This is a genomic window from Paraburkholderia edwinii, assembly GCF_019428685.1.
Lineage (GTDB): Bacteria > Pseudomonadota > Gammaproteobacteria > Burkholderiales > Burkholderiaceae > Paraburkholderia > Paraburkholderia edwinii.
In genome coordinates, this window is the sequence record NZ_CP080095.1 from 2820551 (window position 1) to 2842091 (window position 21541).

Annotated in this window: 19 protein-coding genes; 9 read left to right on the forward strand and 10 right to left on the reverse strand. The window is 62.2% G+C overall.

Annotation, left to right across the window (positions count from 1 at the left end):
- Window positions 1–35 precede the first annotated feature (35 nt).
- Together KZJ38_RS12460 and KZJ38_RS12465 are read right to left on the reverse strand one after the other, a co-directional pair.
- On the reverse strand, window positions 36–1025 hold the full coding sequence (locus KZJ38_RS12460; RefSeq protein WP_219796196.1) for a helix-turn-helix transcriptional regulator: 990 nt from the start codon (window positions 1023–1025) through the stop codon (window positions 36–38).
- Between the two features lie 266 nt (window positions 1026–1291).
- A complete protein-coding gene (locus KZJ38_RS12465) occupies window positions 1292–2176 on the reverse strand; it encodes an NmrA family NAD(P)-binding protein (RefSeq protein WP_219796197.1) in 885 nt (294 codons plus the stop codon).
- A gap of 193 nt (window positions 2177–2369) precedes the next feature.
- Between KZJ38_RS12465 and KZJ38_RS12470 the strand changes: the two genes are divergently transcribed.
- Window positions 2370–4358, forward strand: a complete 1989-nt coding sequence (locus tag KZJ38_RS12470) for an alpha-galactosidase (RefSeq protein WP_246641454.1) — start codon at window positions 2370–2372, stop codon at window positions 4356–4358.
- 46 nt (window positions 4359–4404) lie between these two features.
- On the opposite strand, the gene KZJ38_RS12475 is transcribed toward KZJ38_RS12470, so the two are convergent.
- Window positions 4405–6351 (reverse strand): glycoside hydrolase family 35 protein, encoded by a 1947-nt coding sequence (locus KZJ38_RS12475; protein ID WP_219796198.1) that lies wholly within the window; start codon window positions 6349–6351, stop codon window positions 4405–4407.
- 232 nt (window positions 6352–6583) lie between these two features.
- On the opposite strand from KZJ38_RS12475, the gene KZJ38_RS12480 reads away from it, so the two are divergent.
- Complete coding sequence (locus tag KZJ38_RS12480) at window positions 6584–7564, forward strand: alpha/beta fold hydrolase (protein WP_219796199.1); 981 nt, start codon at window positions 6584–6586, stop codon at window positions 7562–7564.
- Window positions 7565–7673: 109 nt separating this feature from the next.
- A complete protein-coding gene (locus KZJ38_RS12485) occupies window positions 7674–7931 on the forward strand; it encodes a tautomerase family protein (protein WP_219796200.1) in 258 nt (85 codons plus the stop codon).
- Here the strand turns inward: KZJ38_RS12485 and KZJ38_RS12490 are convergent.
- Both KZJ38_RS12490 and KZJ38_RS12495 read right to left on the reverse strand, forming a co-directional pair.
- Entirely contained in the window at window positions 7928–8518 is a 591-nt protein-coding gene (locus KZJ38_RS12490; RefSeq protein ID WP_219796201.1) for a BPSL1445 family SYLF domain-containing lipoprotein, read from the reverse strand. The genes KZJ38_RS12485 and KZJ38_RS12490 overlap by 4 nt on opposite strands.
- Before the next feature lie 230 nt (window positions 8519–8748).
- The gene (locus KZJ38_RS12495) at window positions 8749–9579 is read right to left on the reverse strand and encodes an aldo/keto reductase (protein WP_219796202.1); all 831 of its coding nucleotides are present in this window, start codon (window positions 9577–9579) and stop codon (window positions 8749–8751) included.
- 227 nt (window positions 9580–9806) lie between these two features.
- Between KZJ38_RS12495 and KZJ38_RS12500 the strand changes: the two genes are divergently transcribed.
- The gene (locus KZJ38_RS12500; protein ID WP_219800295.1) at window positions 9807–10781 is read left to right on the forward strand and encodes a LysR family transcriptional regulator; all 975 of its coding nucleotides are present in this window, start codon (window positions 9807–9809) and stop codon (window positions 10779–10781) included.
- A 108-nt stretch (window positions 10782–10889) separates the two neighbouring features.
- Here KZJ38_RS12500 and KZJ38_RS12505 read toward each other — a convergent pair whose 3' ends face one another.
- Entirely contained in the window at window positions 10890–11198 is a 309-nt protein-coding gene (locus KZJ38_RS12505; protein ID WP_219796203.1) for a hypothetical protein, read from the reverse strand.
- A 646-nt stretch (window positions 11199–11844) separates the two neighbouring features.
- On the opposite strand from KZJ38_RS12505, the gene KZJ38_RS12510 reads away from it, so the two are divergent.
- From KZJ38_RS12510 to KZJ38_RS12520, 3 genes are all read left to right on the forward strand, one after another.
- Entirely contained in the window at window positions 11845–13167 is a 1323-nt protein-coding gene (locus tag KZJ38_RS12510; protein WP_219800296.1) for an MFS transporter, read from the forward strand.
- Between the two features lie 52 nt (window positions 13168–13219).
- Window positions 13220–13672 carry a nuclear transport factor 2 family protein gene (locus KZJ38_RS12515; protein WP_219796204.1) on the forward strand — a complete coding sequence of 151 codons (453 nt, stop codon included), beginning with the start codon at window positions 13220–13222 and terminating at the stop codon, window positions 13670–13672.
- Between the two features lie 269 nt (window positions 13673–13941).
- Entirely contained in the window at window positions 13942–14301 is a 360-nt protein-coding gene (locus tag KZJ38_RS12520; protein ID WP_219796205.1) for a hypothetical protein, read from the forward strand.
- A gap of 167 nt (window positions 14302–14468) precedes the next feature.
- Here the strand turns inward: KZJ38_RS12520 and KZJ38_RS12525 are convergent, their stop codons facing one another.
- The 3 genes from KZJ38_RS12525 to KZJ38_RS12535 form a co-directional block, all read right to left on the reverse strand.
- Window positions 14469–15827, reverse strand: a complete 1359-nt coding sequence (locus KZJ38_RS12525; RefSeq protein ID WP_219800297.1) for an enolase C-terminal domain-like protein — start codon at window positions 15825–15827, stop codon at window positions 14469–14471.
- A gap of 19 nt (window positions 15828–15846) precedes the next feature.
- Complete coding sequence (gene kdgD / locus KZJ38_RS12530) at window positions 15847–16761, reverse strand: 5-dehydro-4-deoxyglucarate dehydratase (protein ID WP_219796206.1); 915 nt, start codon at window positions 16759–16761, stop codon at window positions 15847–15849.
- Window positions 16762–16929: 168 nt separating this feature from the next.
- The gene (locus tag KZJ38_RS12535) at window positions 16930–17700 is read right to left on the reverse strand and encodes a FadR/GntR family transcriptional regulator (RefSeq protein ID WP_219796207.1); all 771 of its coding nucleotides are present in this window, start codon (window positions 17698–17700) and stop codon (window positions 16930–16932) included.
- A 438-nt stretch (window positions 17701–18138) separates the two neighbouring features.
- Here KZJ38_RS12535 and KZJ38_RS12540 point away from each other — a divergent pair, with 438 nt between their 5' ends.
- Window positions 18139–19389, forward strand: coding sequence for an MFS transporter (locus tag KZJ38_RS12540; RefSeq protein ID WP_219800298.1), 1251 nt, complete (start codon window positions 18139–18141; stop codon window positions 19387–19389).
- Between the two features lie 99 nt (window positions 19390–19488).
- Here the strand turns inward: KZJ38_RS12540 and KZJ38_RS12545 are convergent, their stop codons facing one another.
- Window positions 19489–20373 (reverse strand): LysR family transcriptional regulator, encoded by an 885-nt coding sequence (locus tag KZJ38_RS12545; RefSeq protein ID WP_219796208.1) that lies wholly within the window; start codon window positions 20371–20373, stop codon window positions 19489–19491.
- A 131-nt stretch (window positions 20374–20504) separates the two neighbouring features.
- Between KZJ38_RS12545 and KZJ38_RS12550 the strand changes: the two genes are divergently transcribed.
- Window positions 20505–21533, forward strand: coding sequence for an AraC family transcriptional regulator (locus KZJ38_RS12550; RefSeq protein ID WP_219796209.1), 1029 nt, complete (start codon window positions 20505–20507; stop codon window positions 21531–21533).
- Window positions 21534–21541: the final 8 nt, after the last annotated feature.

A 21541-nucleotide genomic window follows, 5' to 3' on the forward strand; every position in this document is an offset into this window, starting at 1 on the left:
CAACAACCTGCCTTTCGCAAGGGTGGAATATCGACTCAGCCATCCTGCGCAACGGCCATCGCTTCGTTGCGCGGTGTCGTCACGGCGCGCGGCGAGGTGCAGCGTGACGCATACTCGCGTGGCGTCACGCCGTGATGTTCCTTGAATACGCGGCTGAAATGCGCAGCGTTCAGGAAGCCACACTGGTCGGCCACTTCGCGAATCATCAGTTGCGGGGTATTCGCGAGCAATTGCCGCGCGTGCTCGATTCGCAGCGAATACGCATAGCGCATCGCAGACAAGCCTTCGGCTTTCAGCGCGCGCGACAGGCAACTGACCGACACATTGACCGCCGCGGCCACGCTCGTCACATCAAGCGACGCATCGCCGATACGCCGTGCGATGGCCTGCTTCGCGAGCCACGCGACCTTCGCGCCCGAGCGGCGCCCGAGCACCGGCTGACACGGGCCGAGCAATACATCCATCAGGTCGAGACACTGCATGCCCATGCGCGTGAGCAGTGCCTCGCTGGCATGGCCGACCTGCGCGGTCAGATTGAGTACGAAATCGCGCACCGCGGTCACATCGGCGGATATCGGCACCGGTTCGAAGGCCCGATGAAAGTGATGCGCCCATCCGCGATCGTGCAGCAATGGTTTTGGAATACGCACAATCGACAGTTGTGTCGGCTCGCGAAACGAGGCGACGTAATGAAACGAAGGGTCCGCAACGACGATTTCGCCAGGGCCGACAGCTAGCGCGTGCCCTTTCTGTTCGATCAGCATGCTGCCGGAGCGGACAACCTTGAGGCGGATTTCCCGGGTTGGCCACTGGCCGGCCGCGCGCGACATCGGCGAGAGGGTCTGGCCGGCGATATCGAGCTGGCCGATCAGCATGTCCGCGGCCCGCCCGTACGCCGCCGTCGACCGGCCGGCGTGCAACGGATCGAAGCGGCACGACAGGCCGATCGTCGACATCGCTTCGATCCATCCGCGCCGATCGACGGGCGTCCCGCACCAGATATGCGGCCGAACCAGTGCGTCCACTGCGAGGCCCTCCTTCCTCAGAGAGCCGGCGCGTGCCGCCGCGCCACGTTCGAACTAGAGCAATCCCCTTTGTGGGTAGTACAGACAATGACGGACATCGCGTGCATGTAGCAATCCTCATCTACCAGTGAAAATGGCCCTCCCGATGGACCAACATCATGGGCTGACATTTTCGTTTTGAAAGAATGTGCCCATGGTAGATACCCGCACGCACGATGAACAGCCAGCAAAATGGGATGCATCCGTCCAGATATGGAATGATCGTTCTACCCGTCGGTCCGCACGCCGGCGCGCTCGATCAGTCCACTCAACACGAGGCGCGGGCCGACGCGACCTTTCATGGTCTGATGTTCGAAGTCGATCCACCCCGCGTTAAAGCCGTCGAGCATCTGCATGCGCGGCAGCGGATTGCGCATGCCTTGCGCGCGAAATTCCGCTTCCCATGTATCGCGCGGCACCGCTTGTGCGACCACGGGCCGTCCGAGCAAGGCGCTGAGCACCGCGGCAAGATCGTTCGGCGACACGCGTTCTGGACCTTCGAGTTCGACGACACGCCGGCCGCTCCATGTTTCCTGCAGCAGTTGCGCAACCACACGCCCGATATCGGCGGTCGCCACCATCGGAATCGCGCGATCGAGCGGTTGCAGATAGCTCGCAATAACGCCTGTTTCGATCGCGGGCGCGATATCCCAGGCTGCGTTCTCGATGAACCATGCGGCGCGCAGGAACGTCACCGGCACGCTCAACTGGCCGCTTAATTCTCCAAGCTCACGCTCCATGATTGAGAGCTGCGTCAGCAGGTTTTCCTGCGTCGCATGCGCGCCGACCGTCGACAGGCACACCACACGCTGTGGCCGCGCGCGTTCCAGCGCCTGACGCAGCGCGGCAATCGTATTGCGAGACTCGGGAAAGCCCGGCGACGGATCGAAATTCGGCGGCAGCAGCACGAATACCGCTTCCACGCCACTAAACGCGCGTTCGAGCGCGACCGCGTCATCCATGGCGGCGACCGCGATTTCGCAACCGGCGCGCTGCCATTCGCTTGCCTTGTCGGGGTTGCGCACGACCGCGCGCACGTTTCTACCCGCAGCGAGCAACACGCGGGCTGCAACGCCGCCGACTTGTCCGGTAATGCCGGTGATCGCATACATTTCACTCTCCTCAGGTTGTGCAGCGGATGCTGCGTCGAAACCATTCTGGTGAAATGCTGGTCAGTACGCGATAGCATGAGCGTCATTTGATTCATGACGGGTTAGCATGCTCATCTCTTGCCCGGAGTCGGATCGAACCGGACCGCTATCGCCCATGGCAAGATAGACGCCTCGATCTCTTCGAGGCCATCCGATGCAGACGAACCTCACAGCCTTTTCCGCCCCCGGGCTGCCCGCATTGCGAATAGACGGCGCCCGGCACACATTCGGCAACGCGGCGCTTGCATTGCAATGGAGCATCGACAACGCGCGGCTTCACGGATTCGCGCTTGCCGATCGCGTGCACACCCGCACGTTGCACATCGCAGAGCCCTTCACATTGACGTTCGCCGACGGCCGCACGCTGCGGCTTGCCGATCTGATACCCATCGCGCCGTTGCACAGCGAGCCGCTTGCCGCCGAGCCTGCCGCTTCACGCATTGCAGACACGCTTGCAGGCGTTCGCGTCACCGCGGTACTTCGAGACGCAACGGACAGAACGCGCATCGAGTGGAGCGTCGAACAACGCGACGGCTCGCCGTATTTGCGGATGATTCTGGCCATTACCGCGACAGCGGAACCGCTGCACGCGGTTGCCGTTTCGCTGCTAAAAACAGAGGCGCCCAGTGCGCGCGCAACCGGCACTTTGGACGGCTTGCCCGTTAGCGTGGGCCACGTCTATCTCGGTTGCGAAGATCCGCTTTCGCAGACCGACCTGACAGGCGAGACCGCCGGCCTACGATTCACTATCCGGCGAACGCTGCCGATCGAACCGGGCAAGACCGTCGTGTATTCGACGGTCGCCGGCATCGCGCGCGACGGCCAGTTACGGCGCGATTTCGCGTGCTATCTCGAACGCGAACGGGCCCATCCGTCGCGCGCCTTTCTGCACTACAACTCGTGGTTCGATATCGGTTATCTGACGCGATACACGGAGGCGCAGGCGCTCGAGCGTATCGCCGCAATGGGCCGCGCGCTGCACGACGCGCGCGGCGTAACGATCGACGGCTTTGTGTTCGACGATGGCTGGGACGATTACAGCGGCAGCTGGGCCTTCAGCCACGCATTTCCGCGCGGCTTCGAACCGCTACGCGACGCAGCCGCGCGCTATGGCGCAGCGCCGGGCGTATGGTTGTCGCCGTGGGGCGGTTACGGCCCGCCGCGCGACGAACGCGTTGCGCGCGGCGCCGCGGTCGGGTTTGAAACCGGGTTTGAAACCATAGGCAACGGTTTCGCGCTGTCCGGCGAACGCTACTATCGCCGCTTCCATCAGGTGACGATGGACCTGCTGCGCCGGCACGGCATCCGTCACTTCAAGTTCGACGGCACCGGCAATGCGAATCGCGTGTTTCCGGGCAGCCGTTTCGACAGCGACTGGAACGCGGCGATTGCGCTAATCGCCGATATTCGCCGCGAAGCGCCCGACGTTTTTATCAACCTGTCGACCGGTACCTTGCCGTCGCCATTCTGGCTGCGCCACGCCGACACGATCTGGCGCGGCGGAGAGGACTTCGGTTTCACCGGGACCGGCAGCGACCGCGAGCAGTGGATGACATATCGCGACACGCAGGTGTATCGCAACGTCGTGCTGGCAAGCCCGCTCTTTCCGCTCAATTCGCTGATGCTGCACGGCATGATCTGCGCACAGGAAAACAGGCGGCTCAACGCGAGCGAAGGCGAAGACTTCGCGCATGAAGCGCATTCGTTTTTCGGCAGCGGCACGCAGCTGCAGGAACTTTACTTCACACCGTCATTGATCGGCGGTCGTGCGTGGGACACGCTTGCTGCCGCGGCGAAATGGGCACGTGGCGCGACTGACGTGCTGCGCGACAACCATTGGATCGGCGGCGCGCCGGACCAACTCGACATCTATGGCTGGGCCGCGTGGACACCGTCGAAGGCGATCGTGACGCTGCGCAATCCCGATAGCCGCGCGCGCAAAGCTGTGCTCGATTTACGCGCGCAGCTGGAACTGCCAGACGATGCGCCGACGCGCTTCACGGCGCACACGCTGTGGACCGACGGTAGCCGCGCAAGCGTCGGCATCCCGGCGTTCGATGCGGACAGGCCGCAAACCATCGACCTCGCGCCATTCGAAGTGCTAACGCTAGAACTAAACCCGATCGATCCCACCGTCGAGTGAAGCTAGCGAGGGCTAGCGAGGTCAAGTTCTCTGCAACACTAAAGAATCAGTCGAGCGTGCGCATTAGCTCGACCGGTTTGGCATCAGTCTGATGCAGATCGAAAATCGTGACGACGTTCTCGCCGCGCTTGAGCCACGGCGCCGGGCAGAACAGCCGTTGTTGCGGGCCAATATGCCAGTAGCGGCCAAGATTGTGGCCGTTGACCCAGACCACGCCCTTGGTCCAGCCGCTCATATCGAGGTACGTGTCGCCGGTCGCATCGAGTTCAAAGCTCGTGCGAAAGAACAGGCCGCTTCTGTGCGGATTCGAGCACACACCGCGCAGATTCGCGATATAGGCGTCGTCCATCGGCAACAGGAACATGTCCCAGCCGGCGAGTGTGTGCCGCGTGCCGGCTGCATCGCGCAGTACGACGTCGCCGACGATGCCCTTACGGTCGAGCATGGCGTTGCCGGCGCCATAGTTCACGCGTCCCATGCCTTCCACGAGGATGTCCAGCAGCGCGCCGGCGTCGTCGGCCTCGCTGCCGCCTGACTGCGCATCCGGAAACGCCGGCACAAGCGGCAGCGGCACGCCGCCATGCACGACGTTCAATGGCCGCGCATGCGCCACAGGCACCCGTGCTCGCGACACGGCGCCGGCATAGCGCTCGTCGATAAACACGGTTGCATAGTCTCGAACGCAGCCGGTCTCGAGTGCGACCTCGTGCGCGCTGCCCACCTCGGCACGGCGCAGCGCATGCCGATACAACGCAAAGCCGAATGCCTGTCCTGCCTGTTCGAACGTCTGTGGTTTAACGACGCTCCGATGCGCATTCGCCTTTTCCACCCCATGCTCAAGCGCGTGCAAGTCAGGTAGATTGTCCCAAAGAGACGCGAACAAAGCGGGCTGCAATGCATCGCGTCCACGGCGTTCAATCGTGGGAAGCGCCGGCGGAATTTCCGGCAACGCTTCCTTCAGATAACGCGCGACGATGTTCCGGTACGCAACGAACTTCGGCGTGGCGACGCCCTGCTCGCTGATCGGCGCCGCGTAGTCATAGCTTGTGATATCGGGCTGATACTCGCCGCTCGCCGGATCGACGTTCGCCCCCGCATAAAAGCCGAAGCTCGTGCCGCCATGCGCAACGTACAGATTGAACGACAGGCGGCGCCGCATCAAAGTATCGAGCGTGCCGGACAGATCGACGGCGGCGCCTTGCAGCGCCGCGTCGCCCCAATGCGTGAGCCAGCCCGGATAGACCTCGCCGGCCATCACAGGCACGTTTGGAAATTCACGCCGCGCGGCATCGATTTGTGCGGCGTCGCCATTGCTTAGAGCGATCGCGCCGCCGCGGACTATCGTGCGGTTCTGCCGCAATTGCGCAAGACCGTCTTCGGTATAAAACGGCCCCGCGATACCGCAGTCGACCCATAATGCGCGGATTTCGTCGAGATACGCCAGGTTGCTCTCGCCGTTGCTCACCCCGTTGCTCACCCCGGTGCTCACATACGAGCCAAATTCGTTTTCGATCTGAATCATCAGAATTGGCCCGCCGGCCGCGACCATCAGCGGCGCGACGCGCGCAGCGAGCGCGCGTAGGTAGCGCGCCACGGCAGCCATATAGCGCGGCTCGTTCGCAGAATCAGTACGCAGGCGCATATCGGGCTCGCGCAGCAGTGACGACGGCAAGCCGCCCAGATCCCATTCGGCGCAGACGTAAGGGCCCGGGCGCAACAGCACCCACATGTTTTCCGCGTGACACGCACCGATAAACGCCGCGATGTCGCGATTGCCGCTCTCGAAATCGAATACCCCAGCGCTCGTCTCGTGGTAATTCCACATCACGTAAAGCGCGATCGTATTCATGCCCATCGCTTTCGCCATCCGGATCCGATGCAACCAGTATTCGGCAGGAATGCGCACGGGATGCATCTCTGCGCTGCGGATCTGCAACGGCACCCCGTCGAGCAGGAAATGCTCACCATCGATCGAAAATGAAAAATTCCGCATACGGTTCACCCAATGAAGGTGGCGTCCTCATCAAGGCAATTCGCGCCGCTGTGCTTGCCTGCGTGTGCCCGCACACTTGTCTGCGTCCAGCCTTCGGACGGCTCGCCGGTACTGGATCGGAATAAGCAAGCGTACTCCAGTGTTTTTTGGAAACACGCGATTCACTCGCGAACGGCGCACGCAAACCACTATGCGAACGCGTACGCCATTCAGTCCCGGAGGAGCACACGCCATGTCGGAACTTATACATCGAACGGTCAACGCGAACGGCATCAACATCCATGTGGTTGAACAGGGAGACGGCCCGGCCGTGCTGCTCTGCCACGGCTTTCCCGAAAGCTGGTACTCGTGGCGACACCAGATTCCGGTGCTTGCTGAAGAAGGTTTTCGCGCGATTGCCGTCGATATGCGCGGCTACGGGCGCACCGATCGTCCACACGAGATCGAGCAATACTCGATGCTGCACCTGGTCGGCGATATGATCGGCGTGCTCGATGCGCTCGATGTCGGCAAGGCGGTGATCGTCGGGCACGACTGGGGCGCGCCCGTCGCGTGGCATGCGGCGTTGCTGCGTCCGGACCGTTTCTCCGGTGTCGTCGCGCTAAGCGTGCCGTTCAGGCCGCGCGCCAAGGTTCATCCGTCGACGAGCTTTCCGCGCACCGATGACGAGATGTTCTACGCGCTCTATTTCCAGCAGCCGGGCGTCGCCGAGGCCGACCTCGAACGGGACGTGCGCCGTTTCATGCGCAACATGCTCTACACGTTGAGCGGCGACAGACAGGTGTCGCCGGACGACGATGATGCACACCGCTTCGACATGGTGTCGCGCAACAGTGGGCTTGCGGACGCGCTGCCCGATCCGCCCGTGCTGCCCGCATGGCTCACCGAGGAAGATATCGATTACTACGCCGAGCAGTTCGCGCATACGGGTTTTCGCGGCGGGCTGAACTGGTACAGGAACATCGACCGCAATCAGGAGCTGCTCGCGCCGTTCGACGGTCTGCAGATCACGGTACCGGCCCTTTACATCGCGGGCGAGCGCGATCTCGTCCTGCATTTCGGCGGCATGAGCGAGGTGCTCGCGACGCTCGCGCAGCGTGTGCCGCTGTTGCGCCGCTCGTTGATTCTGTCCGGTTGCGGCCATTGGACACAGCAGGAGCGGCCGCGCGAAGTGAACGCGGCCCTGATCGAATTTCTCGACGAACTCGGCTGACCACAGCCTTTCGCTCTGGCGGTTTTATGTCGATCGCCGTGTGCGGGGGCTTCGAGCGTCGAGCTCCCGCGCTTTTCTTTATGCGACGCCCGAAACAAGGAGATTTGCGATGCCGCTCGTGACGGTCAAAGGAATCGAGGGAGTGTATACGCCGGAACAGAAACGTCAGCTGATCAGGAAGCTGACCGATGTGATGGTGGAATGCGCAGGCGAGAAATTGCGGCCCACCACGTGGGTGATTATCGAGGACGTGAAACCAGGCGACTGGGGCATTGCCGGCAACGCGCTCGATCTTGAAGAAGGGCGGGCCGCGCCGTCGGGCGCCGTCGCGATCTCGGATGCGATCGGCGCCACGTGGTGCGCTTAAATGATCAGTCGTGAGATCTTCGACCCCTCGAGCGATACGCCGGCCATCAGGCCGGCATTCGTCATGACAATCGCCTCGACCGGGCTCGTCGCCGTCGACGTGTCGATATTGCCGTTCGCGCCGATCTTCACGAGCGCGACAGTCGCATCGAGGCCGGCGGCCCAGCCCTGACTGCGGACGAAACCGTCGAGCGCATCCTTCGTCATGAAGAGCAGAATCACCGCTTTCGACTGCGCACCGATCTGCAGCCCGAACGAAGCGGCCGTGATGCTGTAGTAACCGCTCGTTTGCGTGCCGACGCGCAAGGCGCCCTGCCCGTACTGTCCGCCGATCCAGAAGCCGGCCGAAATCACGTGTGGAAACACGAGCATCCCGACCGCCTGCGCGACGAGCTCGCGCGAGCCTTTGACGGTTTCGTAGAGACGCGTCATGGTTGCGTCGACATCCGCGTCGATGGTGCGGCGCCGGCCGGCGTTGGCTTCGGGAGAAGCATCCGACGATGGCGGCGTGGTGGTGCACGCGGCGAGCGCAAGCGCGCCCGACGCGGCAAGCACAGGGGTAACGGCGATAAATCGACGACGTTGCATGCGCGCTTTCCTCCTTAAGACACGGTTCACGAAGTCCGCGAGTTCTGCTGATTTTCTGACAAGCCGTGAAGACTCGTTAAAACCCGCGGGCCTTGTGCTTAATGACCGCTGCATGACACGCAGGGTTCAAATTACCGTGCACGTTACTTGAAGGGTATCGTCGAAAGCAAGTCTTACCGCGCTTCGGCTTGTTGTAATCCGTCAACGTCCGCGCGCCTCGTATGTATCAATTAGTCGTCCCACTTCGGCGCGAACGGCGGCGACACATAGCGCTGGTCTTTCGGCAGCGCCGCGATCGCGCGACGGTCTTCGTCATCGAGCCGCACCTTCAGCGCGCCGAGATTCGACTGCTGGCTCTCCGTGCGCTTTGCCTTAGGAATCGCGATCACGCCATCCTGATCGAGCAGCCATGCGAGCGCGATCTGCGCGGCGGTTGCCTGATGTTTTTCGCCGATGCGGGTCAGCACCGGGTCGCTTGCCGCGCGGCCTTGCGCGAGCGGTGCATAGGCCACGAGCGGAATCTGCTTGGGCCGCAGGTAGTCGAGCAGGCGTGCTTGCGACAGGAACGGGTGATATTCGACCTGCACGCAGGCAAGCGGCGCGCGGACTTCGTCGAGTGCGGTCTTCAGCATCGGCATCGTGAAGTTACAGACGCCGATCGCGCGGGTGCGCCCTTCTTCCTTGAGCGCCTGCATCGTTTCGAGCACGGCCGGCAGATTCATGTCGCGCGATGGCCAGTGCACCATAAACAAGTCGACGTATTCGAGCCGCAGGCGCTGCAGGCTCGTATCGAGCGAGCGGCGCAGCGCGTCCGGCTGCAGGCTGTCGTGCCACGCCTTGGTCGTGATGTGCAGGTTCTCGCGCTCGAGGTTCGCACTGGCGAGCGCGGCACCCACCGCGTCTTCGTTTTCGTACATCGTCGCTGTGTCGATATGGCGGTAGCCAAGCGCCAGCGCGCTTTCGACGACGGGCTGACAGTCCGCGCCCGGCATCCGGAAGGTGCCGAATCCTAAACGCGGAATGCGGATGCCCTGAGTTTCAATCGTGTCGATCGGTTCCATCGTTGTCCCTTTGTGGCGAGGTTGCGCGCGGGCGCGCGTGGTGGCGCTCCGGATCGCGGTGCGGCTCCGCCTTTCGCTTCGATGCGCTTTCGCATTCGAGGACGTGACTGCGGGACCGGACCGCGGCTTGCGCCACTGTCGCACTTCGACACCATTGAATAAAGTACGAGCGGTTCAAATGAGCGATGATTAAAATCACGAATTCGCTCGCAAATGACAAACCGCATATGGGACTCGATGGAAAACTGCTGTCGGGCGTGACCGTGCTGGCCGCGGTCGCCGAAACCGGCAGCTTCGTGCGCGCGGCGGATTCGCTCGGCCTATCGCCTTCGGGGGTGAGCCGCGCCATTTCGCGGCTCGAGAAACGCATCGGCGTGCGCGTGCTCGACCGCACGACGCGTTCGCAGACCCTGACCGATGAAGGCCGGCGGCTTTACGAAGCGGCCGGTCCGCATCTGATCGGTATCGAGGAAGCCGCGATTGCCGCATCGGGCGCAGCCAACGCGGTGCGCGGCAAGCTGCGCGTCAATATCGATCCGTTTTTCTCACGCACGGTGCTTGCGGCGCGACTACCCGAACTGCTGCGCCGCTATCCGGAGCTGTCGCTGGAATTGATCATGCGCGATGCGGTCGGCGATCTTGTGGCGGACGGCTTCGACCTCGCGGTCCGCTTCGGGCCACCGCCTGAAGGAACGCTCGTGGCGCGCAAGCTGCTCGATACGCGCGTGCTGACCGTCGCGGCGCCGCGCTATCTGGCCGAACGCGGCGTGCCGCAGCGGCCTGAAGACGTCGCACAGCACGAGCGGATCCTGTTCTACAACCCGGTCACGTCGAAGCCGTTCGAATGGGTGTTTTTCCGTAACCGGCAAACTATTGAAATACCGGCAAGCGGAAGGCTGCTCGTTTCCGATGTGGATACGATGCTAGGCAGTTGCACGGCCGGCGCCGGCATCGCGCAGATCATGGACCTGGGTGTCGAACATCTGATGTCGGCGGGCGCGCTCAGGGAAATCCTGCGCGATTGGCAGGACGAGCGTTTTCCGTTGTATGCGCTCTACCCTTCACGTCGTCATCAGGCGGCGAAGGTCAGCGCGTTTATCGATTTCTGTCTCGAGATGCTGGCACCGGCGCTGGCGGCACGGGGACGCAAAGGCGACGCCGCCGCGTCGCCCCGGCCAGCAAGAGCGGGTCGCAAGCGCTAAAGCGTATGTTTGCACCGACGGCGCCGTAAGCGGCGCAGATTCAGGTTAATTGTGCTGCACCGGTGGCGCGTGGCCAATGCCGATCATGGCGATTGCAACCGCCGGACGCTAGACGGAAGCGGCTTCCTTCTTTCGCGCAGCCTGCTGCTTCGCTTGCAGATCTTCTGCCACGCCCGCGCGAATTTCGTCTTCGACGAACGGCGCTTGAGCAACACGCAACTCCTGCTCCGCCTGCACGGCGGCGGCTCGCTGCTGCGCTTCGTCGACATGCGTGTCGCCGCCCGTGTACAAGGTCGACAGCACGTCCGGCGAGGTGTGATATTGCAGCGCAAGCCAGGCAAGCCCCGGCGCAAGCTCCCGCCAGAAGCAGACGAACACGAACAGCACGGCCAGGATGGTGAACGCGACGATATACATAGCGATATCCGAACCACCGGAATGGTGCAAACGGGGGCAACGAGTGGCGCTTGCGACGTGATGTCGTGCGCGCTCATCTCGTTTAACGCTTGACCGTGGGGGATATTCCGGGTGCTTCAGGCGATACGTGAGGGGCAGATAAAGCGCGCGTGAGCGTTCGTGATTTTCGAAGCGACATTGACGAATCGCTGCGATGAGTTCGCGTTGACGCGCCGCGATCGGGCAACCGATGCGACGTGTCGGGTGCTCTCGGGCGAAACACCGCCCGACCCGCTCCGGCCACTTTACAGATCGATTGTTCTTGTACGACGACATATATAGTCGGTGCGCCGAGGATTGGCTTGCAAGCGGTGCAAATCACGTGCGAATGCGCCAATCGGCGCGATTGACGCGGGTTAACCCGGTGATTTCTTTTCTACGATGACGGCTGATAATAGCGCTTGTTGTACGATGACTTATCACCAAGCGCCGAAGATATAAGGAGACATGAGTGGACATCGATCAGGCCAGACGCTCGCGAACCGACACGCCGTCGGGTCACTCATCAGGCTCGCCTGCCGCCCTCGCCGGCGCGAACCGCACGGCGGCCGTCAGCGCGTCAGCCGGCAATGAACGGCGGACCCGCGTGCGCTGGTTCATCCTGTTCATGCTGTTCTTCATCACGACGATCAACTACGCGGACCGCGCGAGCCTGTCGATTGCCGGCAACTCGATGCAGCATGCGCTTGGTCTTACGCCGGTCGCGATGGGCTACATCTTCTCGGCGTTCGCGTGGGCCTACGTGATCGGCCAGTTGCCGGGCGGGCGTCTGCTCGACCGCTTCGGCACCAAGCGCGTCTATGCGTTCAGCCTGCTTGCATGGTCGATCTTCACGCTGTCGCAAGGGCTCGTCGTGGGCCTCGCCGCCGCATCGGCCGTTACCGTGATGTTCGTGCTGCGCTTTGCAATGGGTCTTGCCGAAGCGCCGGCGTTTCCGGGCAACAGCCGTATGACGTCGTCGTGGTTTCCGCGCGCGGAACGCGGCACGGCCGCGGCAATCTTCAATGCGGCGCAGTATTTCGCAGCCGTGCTGTTCACGCCGATCATGGGCTGGATCGTGCACCGGTTCGGCTGGCCGTACGTGTTTATCGCCATGGGCGTGCTCGGCATCCTGATGACCGGCGTGTGGCTCAAAGCCGTCTATGCGCCGAAGGATCATCCGCGCGTGAACCGCGCCGAACTCGACTACATCGAAGCCGGCGGCGCGCTCGTCGACCTCGAAACGCGCGAGACGCAGGGTTCGACAGGCAGCGCCGCGCCAGTGAACCAGGCAAACCGGCCCGTCGAAGTGCCGATGGGCGCATCGATTCGCGAGATGCTCGGAAGCCGCATGCTGCTCGGCATTTTTATCGCGCAGTACTGCATCAACGCCCTCACCTACTTTTTCCTCACGTGGTTCCCGATCTATCTGGTGCAGCAACGCCATATGTCGATTCTGAAGGCGGGCTTCGTCGCGTCGATACCGGCCGTCTGCGGGTTTCTGGGGGGCGTGCTCGGCGGCGTGATTTCCGATGCGCTGCTCAAGCGCGGCCATAGCGCGAGCTTTGCGCGCAAGACGCCGATCGTGCTCGGCATGCTGCTGTCCACCTGCATGATTGCGTGCAACTACGTCGACTCGGAGTTTCTCGTCGTCGCGATCATGGCGGCCGCGTTTTTCGGCAAGGGCATCGGTGCGCTCGGCTGGGCGGTCGTGTCGGACACGGCGCCGGTCGAAGCGGGCGGCGTGTGCGCGTCGCTGTTCAACGCGTTCGGCAATGTGGCCGGCATCACGACGCCGATCGTTATCGGTTACCTCGTGCAAGGCTCGGGCTCGTTCAATTCGGCGCTCGTATTTATCGGCGCGAACGCGGTGGTCGCGGTGCTCTGCTATCTGTTCGTGGTCGGCGATATCAGGCGGATGGTGCTGACGCGCTCGGTGGCCGCGCGCTGATCGCCTGCGCCGTACCTTCAATGACAATGCAAGGACATAAGGAAACGACGATATGAAGAAGCTGTTGATGGTGCTCGGTGTGGGACTTACTGCGGGACTCACTGCCGGACTCGCCAGCTCGGGCGCATGGGCAAGCAGTGCCGACGAAACCGCGGTCAACGATGCGATGAACCGGTTGTCGGCGGCGATGATCGCCGGCGACGCGCAGCAGATGAAGGCGCTGACGGCCGACACGCTCACCTACGGGCATTCAAGTGGGAAAGTGCAGAATCAGGCGGAGTTTATCGACACGATCGCCAGCGGCCAGACGCGCTACAAGCGGATCGATCTCACGAAGACCGTGACGACGGTGTCCGGCAACGACGCGGTGATTCGCGATCACTTTAACGGCACCACAGATTCGGGCGGCAAGCTCACGGACGTCGACTTCGATGTGCTGACCGTATGGCAGAAGCAACGCGAGGGAGACTGGAAGCTGCTTGCGCGACAAGGATACAAGCACTGACATTTTTTGTCTTGAGCGTTCGACGCTCGATGCGGCCCGCGGTGCAATGCTGCGGGTCGCATAAGCTTTAATCACGCAGTAAAACAATATGCGCAACATCGGGTTTAATCATCCGATAAATTCAATACAAATATATGCGCATTAATTTCCCGAATTGTTCACAAAAATTCAGAATTGAGATTTTGCGGTCCGAATACGTTCCTGTTAGCTTTTGACTGGCTGTTTGGTGAAAACGACGTCCACTCAATTAAATTCAGGAGCATCCTCAAATGACCGCCCCCACTCAAATCACCATTAAAGCCTCATCGGCAATCAACGTAACGAGTCTTGCCGATAAAGGCAGCAGCGCGACCAAGGTCAGTCTGCCGCAAGGCAAATACGCGGTCACGCTTTCGAACGACACGATGCAGTTCAGGTCCGGGATTCAGGTGCAGCAGGTCATTGTCTTCAACGTGTCGCCAACCGAGACGAAGAGCTTCGAGAAGTGGTTCTACACGGTCAATGAGAGTGAAGGAACTGTGCTCTACGTCGCTGAGGGTCATCCGCTGTATGTATTTATTGTGGATCACCAGAGCATCGCGGACAACTCAGGGCAGGCAACCGTAACATTCACGCCGCTTCAATCGTGACGGTAAAAGAATGTGCCGGATTTAAATAGGCAACAGTTTTTTATGCAATAAAAATTAACCCAAAAAAGAGCGCGCGTCGCAAACATGCGGAACGCGCGCCAATTGGAGACAATCAGAAAACGTATCGCTAACGGGACCAGCCAGAACGACCGAACGATCGCCGAAACCTAGCGCACCAGCGCCGGCCGCTTGTTATCGAATTTCCAAGCCGGGATCAGATACTGCATCGCAATCGCATCGTCGCGCGCGCCGAGCCCATGCTTCAGATACAGCTGGTGCGCTTCTTCAAGGCGTGCATGATCGACTTCGATGCCCAGCCCCGGTTTCTGCGGCAGTGCAATTTCACCGCCTTTGATCAGCAATGGATCGCGCGTCAGACGCTGCCCGTCCTGCCAGATCCAGTGCGTGTCGATCGCGGTGATGCGGCCCGGCGCGGCTGCCGCGACGTGCGTGAACATCGCGAGCGAAATGTCGAAGTGATTGTTCGAATGCGAACCCCACGTCAGATCCCAGTCCGCGCAGGTCTGCGCGACGCGCACCGAACCGCGCATCGTCCAGAAGTGCGGATCGGCGAGCGGAATGTCGACCGCATTCAGACGCAGCGCGTGCGTGAATTGCCGCCAGTCGGTCGCGATCATGTTCGTCGCAGTTGGCAGGTTCGTGGCGCGGCGGAATTCGGCCATCACTTCGCGGCCCGAGAAACCGTTTTCGGCGCCGCACGGATCTTCCGCATAAGCGAGCACGTCGTGCTGGTCGCGGCACAGGCGGATCGCTTCGGCAAGCGACCACGCGCCGTTCGGATCGAGTGTGACGCGCGCTTGCGGGAATCGTTCGGCCAGCGCGGTGACTGCTTCAATTTCCGCGTCGCCCTGCAACACGCCGCCCTTCAGCTTGAAATCGTTGAAGCCGTAGCGCTCGTGCGCGGCTTCGGCGAGTCGCACGATCGCTTCGGGCGTCAGCGCTTCGTCGCGGCGCACCGCTTCCCATGCGTCGCGCGGGTCCGTTTCGCGCAGATACGGCAGGTCGGTTTTGCCCGGGTCTGCGATATAGAACAGATAGCCGAGCACGGGAATCGACTGGCGCTGGATGCCCTCGCCCAGCAAGGCGGCCACCGGCACGCCGAGAAACTGGCCGAGCAGATCGAGCAGCGCCGCCTCGATCGCGGTCACCGCATGCACGCCGACGCGTAAATCGAAGGTTTGCAGGCCGCGGCCGCCGTCGTCGACCGTCGAAAGTTGCGCGCGCACCGATTCGAGCACCGTGCTGTACGCGCCGAGCGGTTGACCCACGACGAGCGCGCGCGACTGCTCGAGCGCCGCGCGGATTTTTTCACCGCCGGGCACTTCGCCGACACCGGTGCGGCCGGCGCTGTCCTTGATCAGCACGACATTGCGCGTGAAGAACGGGCCATGCGCGCCGCTCAGATTAAGCAGCATGCTGTCGTAGCCGGCAACCGGCACGACGGTCAGCTCGGTGACGACAGGCGTATTGGCGGATTGGGGCGCTTGCAGCGATTGGGAAGGCATGTTCATCGCAGAGACCTATTTATTGCGCACCGACTTTCTTGATCAACGTATCGAGCATCTCGCACTCAGCATCGGTCAGATCGGTTAGCGGCGCGCGCACCGGTCCCGCATCGCGGCCGACCAGCTTCGCGCCCGCCTTCACGATGCTGACCGCGTAGCCCGCGCGGCGGTTGCGGATTTCGAGGTACGGCAGGAAGAACGTATCGAGCAACGAGCCGATCGTCGCGTGATCGTCGGCGGCGAGTGCGCGGTAGAACTGCATCGCGGTCTTCGGAATGAAGTTGAACACCGCCGACGAGTAAACCGGCACGCCCAGCGCCTTATACGCGGCCGCATACACTTCCGCGGTCGGCAGGCCGCCGAGGTACGAGAAGCGGTCGCCGAGCCTGCGGCGAATCTGCACCATCAGTTCGATATCGCCAACACCGTCCTTGAAGCCGATCAGATTCGGGCAACGGTCCGCGAGGCGCACGAGCGCATCGGCGCCGAGCTTCGAGTTCGCGCGGTTATAGACGATCACGCCGATATCGACGGCCTTGCAGACCTGTTCGACGTGCGCCGCAATGCCGTCCTGGCTCGCCTCGGTGAGGTAATGCGGCATCAGCAGCACGCCCTTCGCGCCGACGCGCTGTGCTTCCTTCGCATACGCCATGGCAGTGCGCGTCGGGCCGCCCGCGCCCGCGAGAATCGGCACCTTGCCCGCGCAGGTTTCGACGGCCGTGCGCACCACGTCCGTGTATTCGGACGGCGTCAGCGAGAAGAATTCACCGGTGCCGCCCGCCGCGAACAACGCCGTGGCGCCGTACGGCGCGAGCCATTCGAGGCGCTCCGCGTAAGTCTTCGCGTTGAAGTTGCCGTCGCGGTCGAAGTCGGTGACGGGGAACGACAGCAGGCCCTCGGAGACGATCTGCTTCAGTTCTTGCGGTGCGGTCATGATGTGAATGTTCCTGTGCGCGCGCATCGGACGCGCTCGACGAAATTTGAATGGATGACGGGACAAGGCGACGCGGGTCCGCGCCCTTGTTATATGTCATCGTACAACGTACGTCGCAGCGGATCAAGTGGGCAAGCTGCGAGCGAACATCGTCCAGCGAAGAAGTGATCAGGCCGTTTGCGCCGTCTTGCCGGCGTCGGCCCCTGCTCCGGCTTCCTGCGCGCGACGCAGCCGTTCGCGGCTGTTCGACAGATGCATGCGCATCGCCGCGCGCGCCGATTCCGGGTCGCGCCGCGCGATCGCATCGTAGATATCTTCGTGCTCGCGATTGACGCGATCGAGATACGTCTCGGGGTCGTTGTGCGCGAGCGCGGCCGAGTTCACACGCGTGCGCGGAATAATCGTATTGCCGAGCTGACTCAGGATGCTGTGGAAATAGCGGTTGCCCGTCGCCTTCGCGAGTTCGAGATGGAACGCGACATCAGCTGCAACGGCATTGCCGGTACGTTGCGCGACATGCTGCTGGAATTCGTCGAGCGCGCGGCGCATTTCCTTCAGGTTTTCGTCCGTGCGGCGCACCGCGGCGAGCCCGGCCGCTTCCGCTTCGAGGCTGATGCGCAGTTCGAGAATGGCCATCACATCGCGCACCGTCAGCTCGCTCGGCACGCCGCCAAGAAAGCTCTCCTGCTCCTGCGGCTCGAGCACGAAGGTGCCGATCCCGTGGCGCGTCTGCACGAGGCGCGCGGCCTGCAGGCGCGAGATCGCTTCGCGCACCACGGTGCGGCTCACGCCGAGCTGATTCATGATCTCGGACTCGGTCGGCATCTTGTCGCCGGGGCGCAGTGCACCGCCGCGGATGCGCTCCGACAGCTCGGCGACGACCTCTTCGGTCAGATTGCGGGCGCGGCGCAGAGGACGCGCTTCAGGAGCTTGAGGCATGGCGGGAGCCAGGGTGGCGAGCGGTAACGGAGCCCTCATTATAGAGGCGGAAGCGGTCTTGTACGATGACTTCGGTTGGTGATGGACACGGCCGCCGCATGTTCCGGGCGCGGCCCGCCTGGCGTGACCGCGAGCCTCGCGAAGCCCTGCTTTCGCGCCTGGGAGCCGGCTTCCCAGGGTTAGCCCGGATTGGTGCGCGTTGCACTGCCCCGCACACTGATGTACGACAACATATAACAGGCAACCCGTCGTCGCTCGCAAGCTTGCCGTCCATCCGCTGTTTTCAACACGGGGGACGAGCCTGAGCCGCATGCATTCCCGTGTTGCCTCGTTTCCGGAGATTTCGCTTTGCCTCTCGCCTCCCCTTCATCCGATCCCGCGACGCTCGCGCGCGCCGTTAGCAAGGCAAAACGGCACCTGTTCCCGCTGCTGCTCGTGATGTTCATCGCGAACTATATCGATCGCGTCAATCTCGGTTTTGTCGCATCGCATCTGAAGGTGGACCTCGGCATCGGTGCGGCCGCGTTCGGTCTCGGCAGTGGGCTTTTCTTCGTCGGCTACGCGATTTTCGAAGTGCCGTCGAACGTGCTGATGCAGAAGTTCGGTGCGCGTGCCTGGCTCACGCGAATCATGTTCACATGGGGCATCGTCGCCGCGGCGATGGCATTTATTCAGGGACCCGCATCGTTCTATACGCTGCGCTTTCTGCTCGGCATCGCCGAAGCGGGCTTTTTTCCGGGCGTCGTCTTTTACTTCACGCAGTGGTTTCCGCGCCGCGAGCGCGGTGAGGCCGTTGCGGTGTTTCTTGGCGGTTCCGCTTTTGCATCGGTGCTGTCAGGGCCGATCACGGGTGCGCTGCTGTCGGTGCGCGGTCTCGGCCTCGCCGGCTGGCAGTGGATGTTCCTGATCGAAGGACTCTTTTCAGTCGCGCTGTGCGGCCTGTGCTGGGTACTGCTGAAATCGCACCCGTCCGAGGCCGCATGGCTCACGCGCGACGAGCAGCAGGCGCTCGAAACGGCCATCGCCGCCGAACAGAACGAACGCGAAGCGGCGCGCGGCGGCAAGCTGCCGATCGGCGCGCTGCTGCGCGACCCGCAGTTGATACTCTTCTGCCTGCTCTACTTCGCGATCCAGCTGACGATCTATGCGGCGACCTTCTGGCTGCCGACCATCATCCGCAAAATGGGCGGGCTCAGCGACTTTCAGGTGGGCCTGCTCAATGCGATTCCGTGGCTGCTCGCGATCTGCAGCATGTACGGCTTCGCGATGCTGTCGCGCCGCTGGCGTCATCAGCAGGCGTGGCTTGCCACCGCGCTGATCGTCGCAGCGGTCGGCCTGTTCGCCTCGACGAAAGGCGGCCCGGTATTCGCGTTCGTCGGCATCTGCATTTCGGCGCTCGGCTTCAAGGCGGCCGCGTCGCTGTTCTGGCCGATTCCGCAAGACTATCTGGATGTGAAAATCGCCGCCGGCGTGATCGCGCTGATTAATTCGCTCGGCAATCTCGGCGGATTTTTTGCGCCAGCCACGTTCGGCTATCTGCAGGAGCACACCGGGTCGATCACGGGCGGGCTCTATGGGCTCGGCGTGATTTCGGTGATGGCGGCGCTGGCGGCGTTTCTCGCACGCGATGTGCCGACAAAGCGCACACCGGGACACGATGCGAGCGGCACGCCGCGGTCGGCTAGCTAAATATTCACGTTCGACGTGACTGTCAATATTAGCGGACGCATCGGCACGTCATATCGCACGCCAACGCCGGCACTTTATCTTTGACAGGGTCGCACAACTTCAAGGAGCCGTCTCGCGCAGTTGAACGCCAAGCAACTCGGCAAACTTGCGCGTCGCTGGAGCCGGCTCTCCCGGCATCATGACCAGACCATGCCGCCAGCTGCAGCTGGACATCCGCACATACCGCAGCCGCATGCCCTTCATGATGAGCCTTGCGGCCGACGCGGGCATCAACGAAATGCCCTGCCCCGCCGCCACGAGCGACTGGATCGAAAAGAACTCCCGCGACTCCTGCACGATATTCGGCCAGCAGCCGTTCTGTTGCAGGTACGCGATCGCCGATTGATGGAAGTCTGGCGACAGGTCACGCGACATCAGGATAAAGTCGTATCCGCTTAGTGCCTGCGGCGTAATTTCGTCGTCGGCCAGCGGGAAATCGCTTGGCAACACGAACATCATCTGGTCGCTGCCGAGTTCGTATTCGATCAATGAGCGGTCCATACCCAGCCGCATGAACGCGATGTCGAGCGCCCCCTCGCCCAGCAACCGGTATTGATCCGATGAGCACCGGTTGGCAAAGTCGATTCGCACATCCGGATAGGCTTTGCGAAACGTCGACACCGCGTGGGTCACGATTTCGATGGCCCATAACGCAAAGCCGATCTTCAGTTCGCCGATCTCGCCTTTAGCGATTCTTTGCGTTCTCTCGAGTAGCGCATCCGAGTCCGAGACGATCTTTCTGGCTTCCACAGCAAAGACCTTGCCGAGTTCGGTCAAGCGCGCGCCATGGCGCCCGCGCTCGAATAGTGTGCCGCCGACCTGTTCTTCGAGCCTTGCAATCTGCCTGCTAAGCGCGGGCTGCGACAGGTGCAGCATCGCCGATGCACGACCGTAGTTGGAGTGATCGGCCAACGCCAGAAACGAGCGGAGCAGTGAAGTTTCCATGCACGAACCGTATCACAGAGCGACGAATATCTCATTGGACGCATCCATTGCCGTGCAGTTAAATGTCCTGAATGCAGGACTTTCCGGATTGCCTCACAAACAAATAGATTGTCTCTCTGTTTTTAGAACATATGGAAGCCGAGCCACACCAACCCGATTGCATCCGTCGACAGAACGATGTTGTAGATATCGATGCAGACCGCAGGAATTCGCTTGAGATTTACGACACGCCGATCGGATCCCCCGAAGCAAAGTCCCAGAATACGACGATACGCAACTGGCCCCTTGGGCCGATCGCCCTGACGTCGATCGACGTCGGCAATCTGCCGATGACGGTTGGCCCGCTTTCCGACGAGCGGTTCGTTTATCTCGTGGTCAGCCAGTCGGGCGGCCTGACGATCGAAGCGAATGGGCAAATTCTCGATGCCGACGTCCGAAGCGCGGTGTTCATCGATCTGGAAAAACCGCATCAACAGCATTTCCGTCGTCACTCCAGGGCAATTGCATTGCGCGCTCCGCGCAAGGTGCTCCTGGAGCGCGGCGGTTTGCGCGAACAGCGGCTCGGGCTGCTGACGCGGCACATGAGCGAACCCGATGTCCGCGCCGCGAGCGAAACCATCGCGCTGATCGGGCTGCACAGCGGACATACGAGCTTCGAGCTACGTCGCCGGCAAGGCGAGCACCTGCTCGACATCTTCAGCCTGATCACCGACGACCCGCATGGGCGCGGCCGCCCGCGCAGCGCCAGCGCGACGCTGTCGCGCGCGAAGCGCTACATCTCGCGCAACTTCTGCAACGTCGGCCTCAACGTGGAGCTGATCGCATCTGCTGTGGGCGCATCCGAAGCGCACCTGCATCGCCTGTTTCGCGCGGAGGGTCATTCGATGATGCGCTACGTGCAAAGCCATAGACTGGAACTCGCCGCCCAACTTCTGACGAGGCCGGGCGAACGGCAGCTGCATGTGAAGGAAATCGCTTATCGATGCGGTTTTATGAATCACGCGCACTTCAGCCGCTCGTTCAGAGCCTATTTCGGCGTGTCGCCAAGGACTGCGGCGACCACAGGAATGATCGCTCAACACAAACGCGACGATCGTTTCCTCTCCGCGCATGACGCGATCAAGCACGACGTAGCGCCACGTTGTCTCTCATCATTCTGAAATCCCCT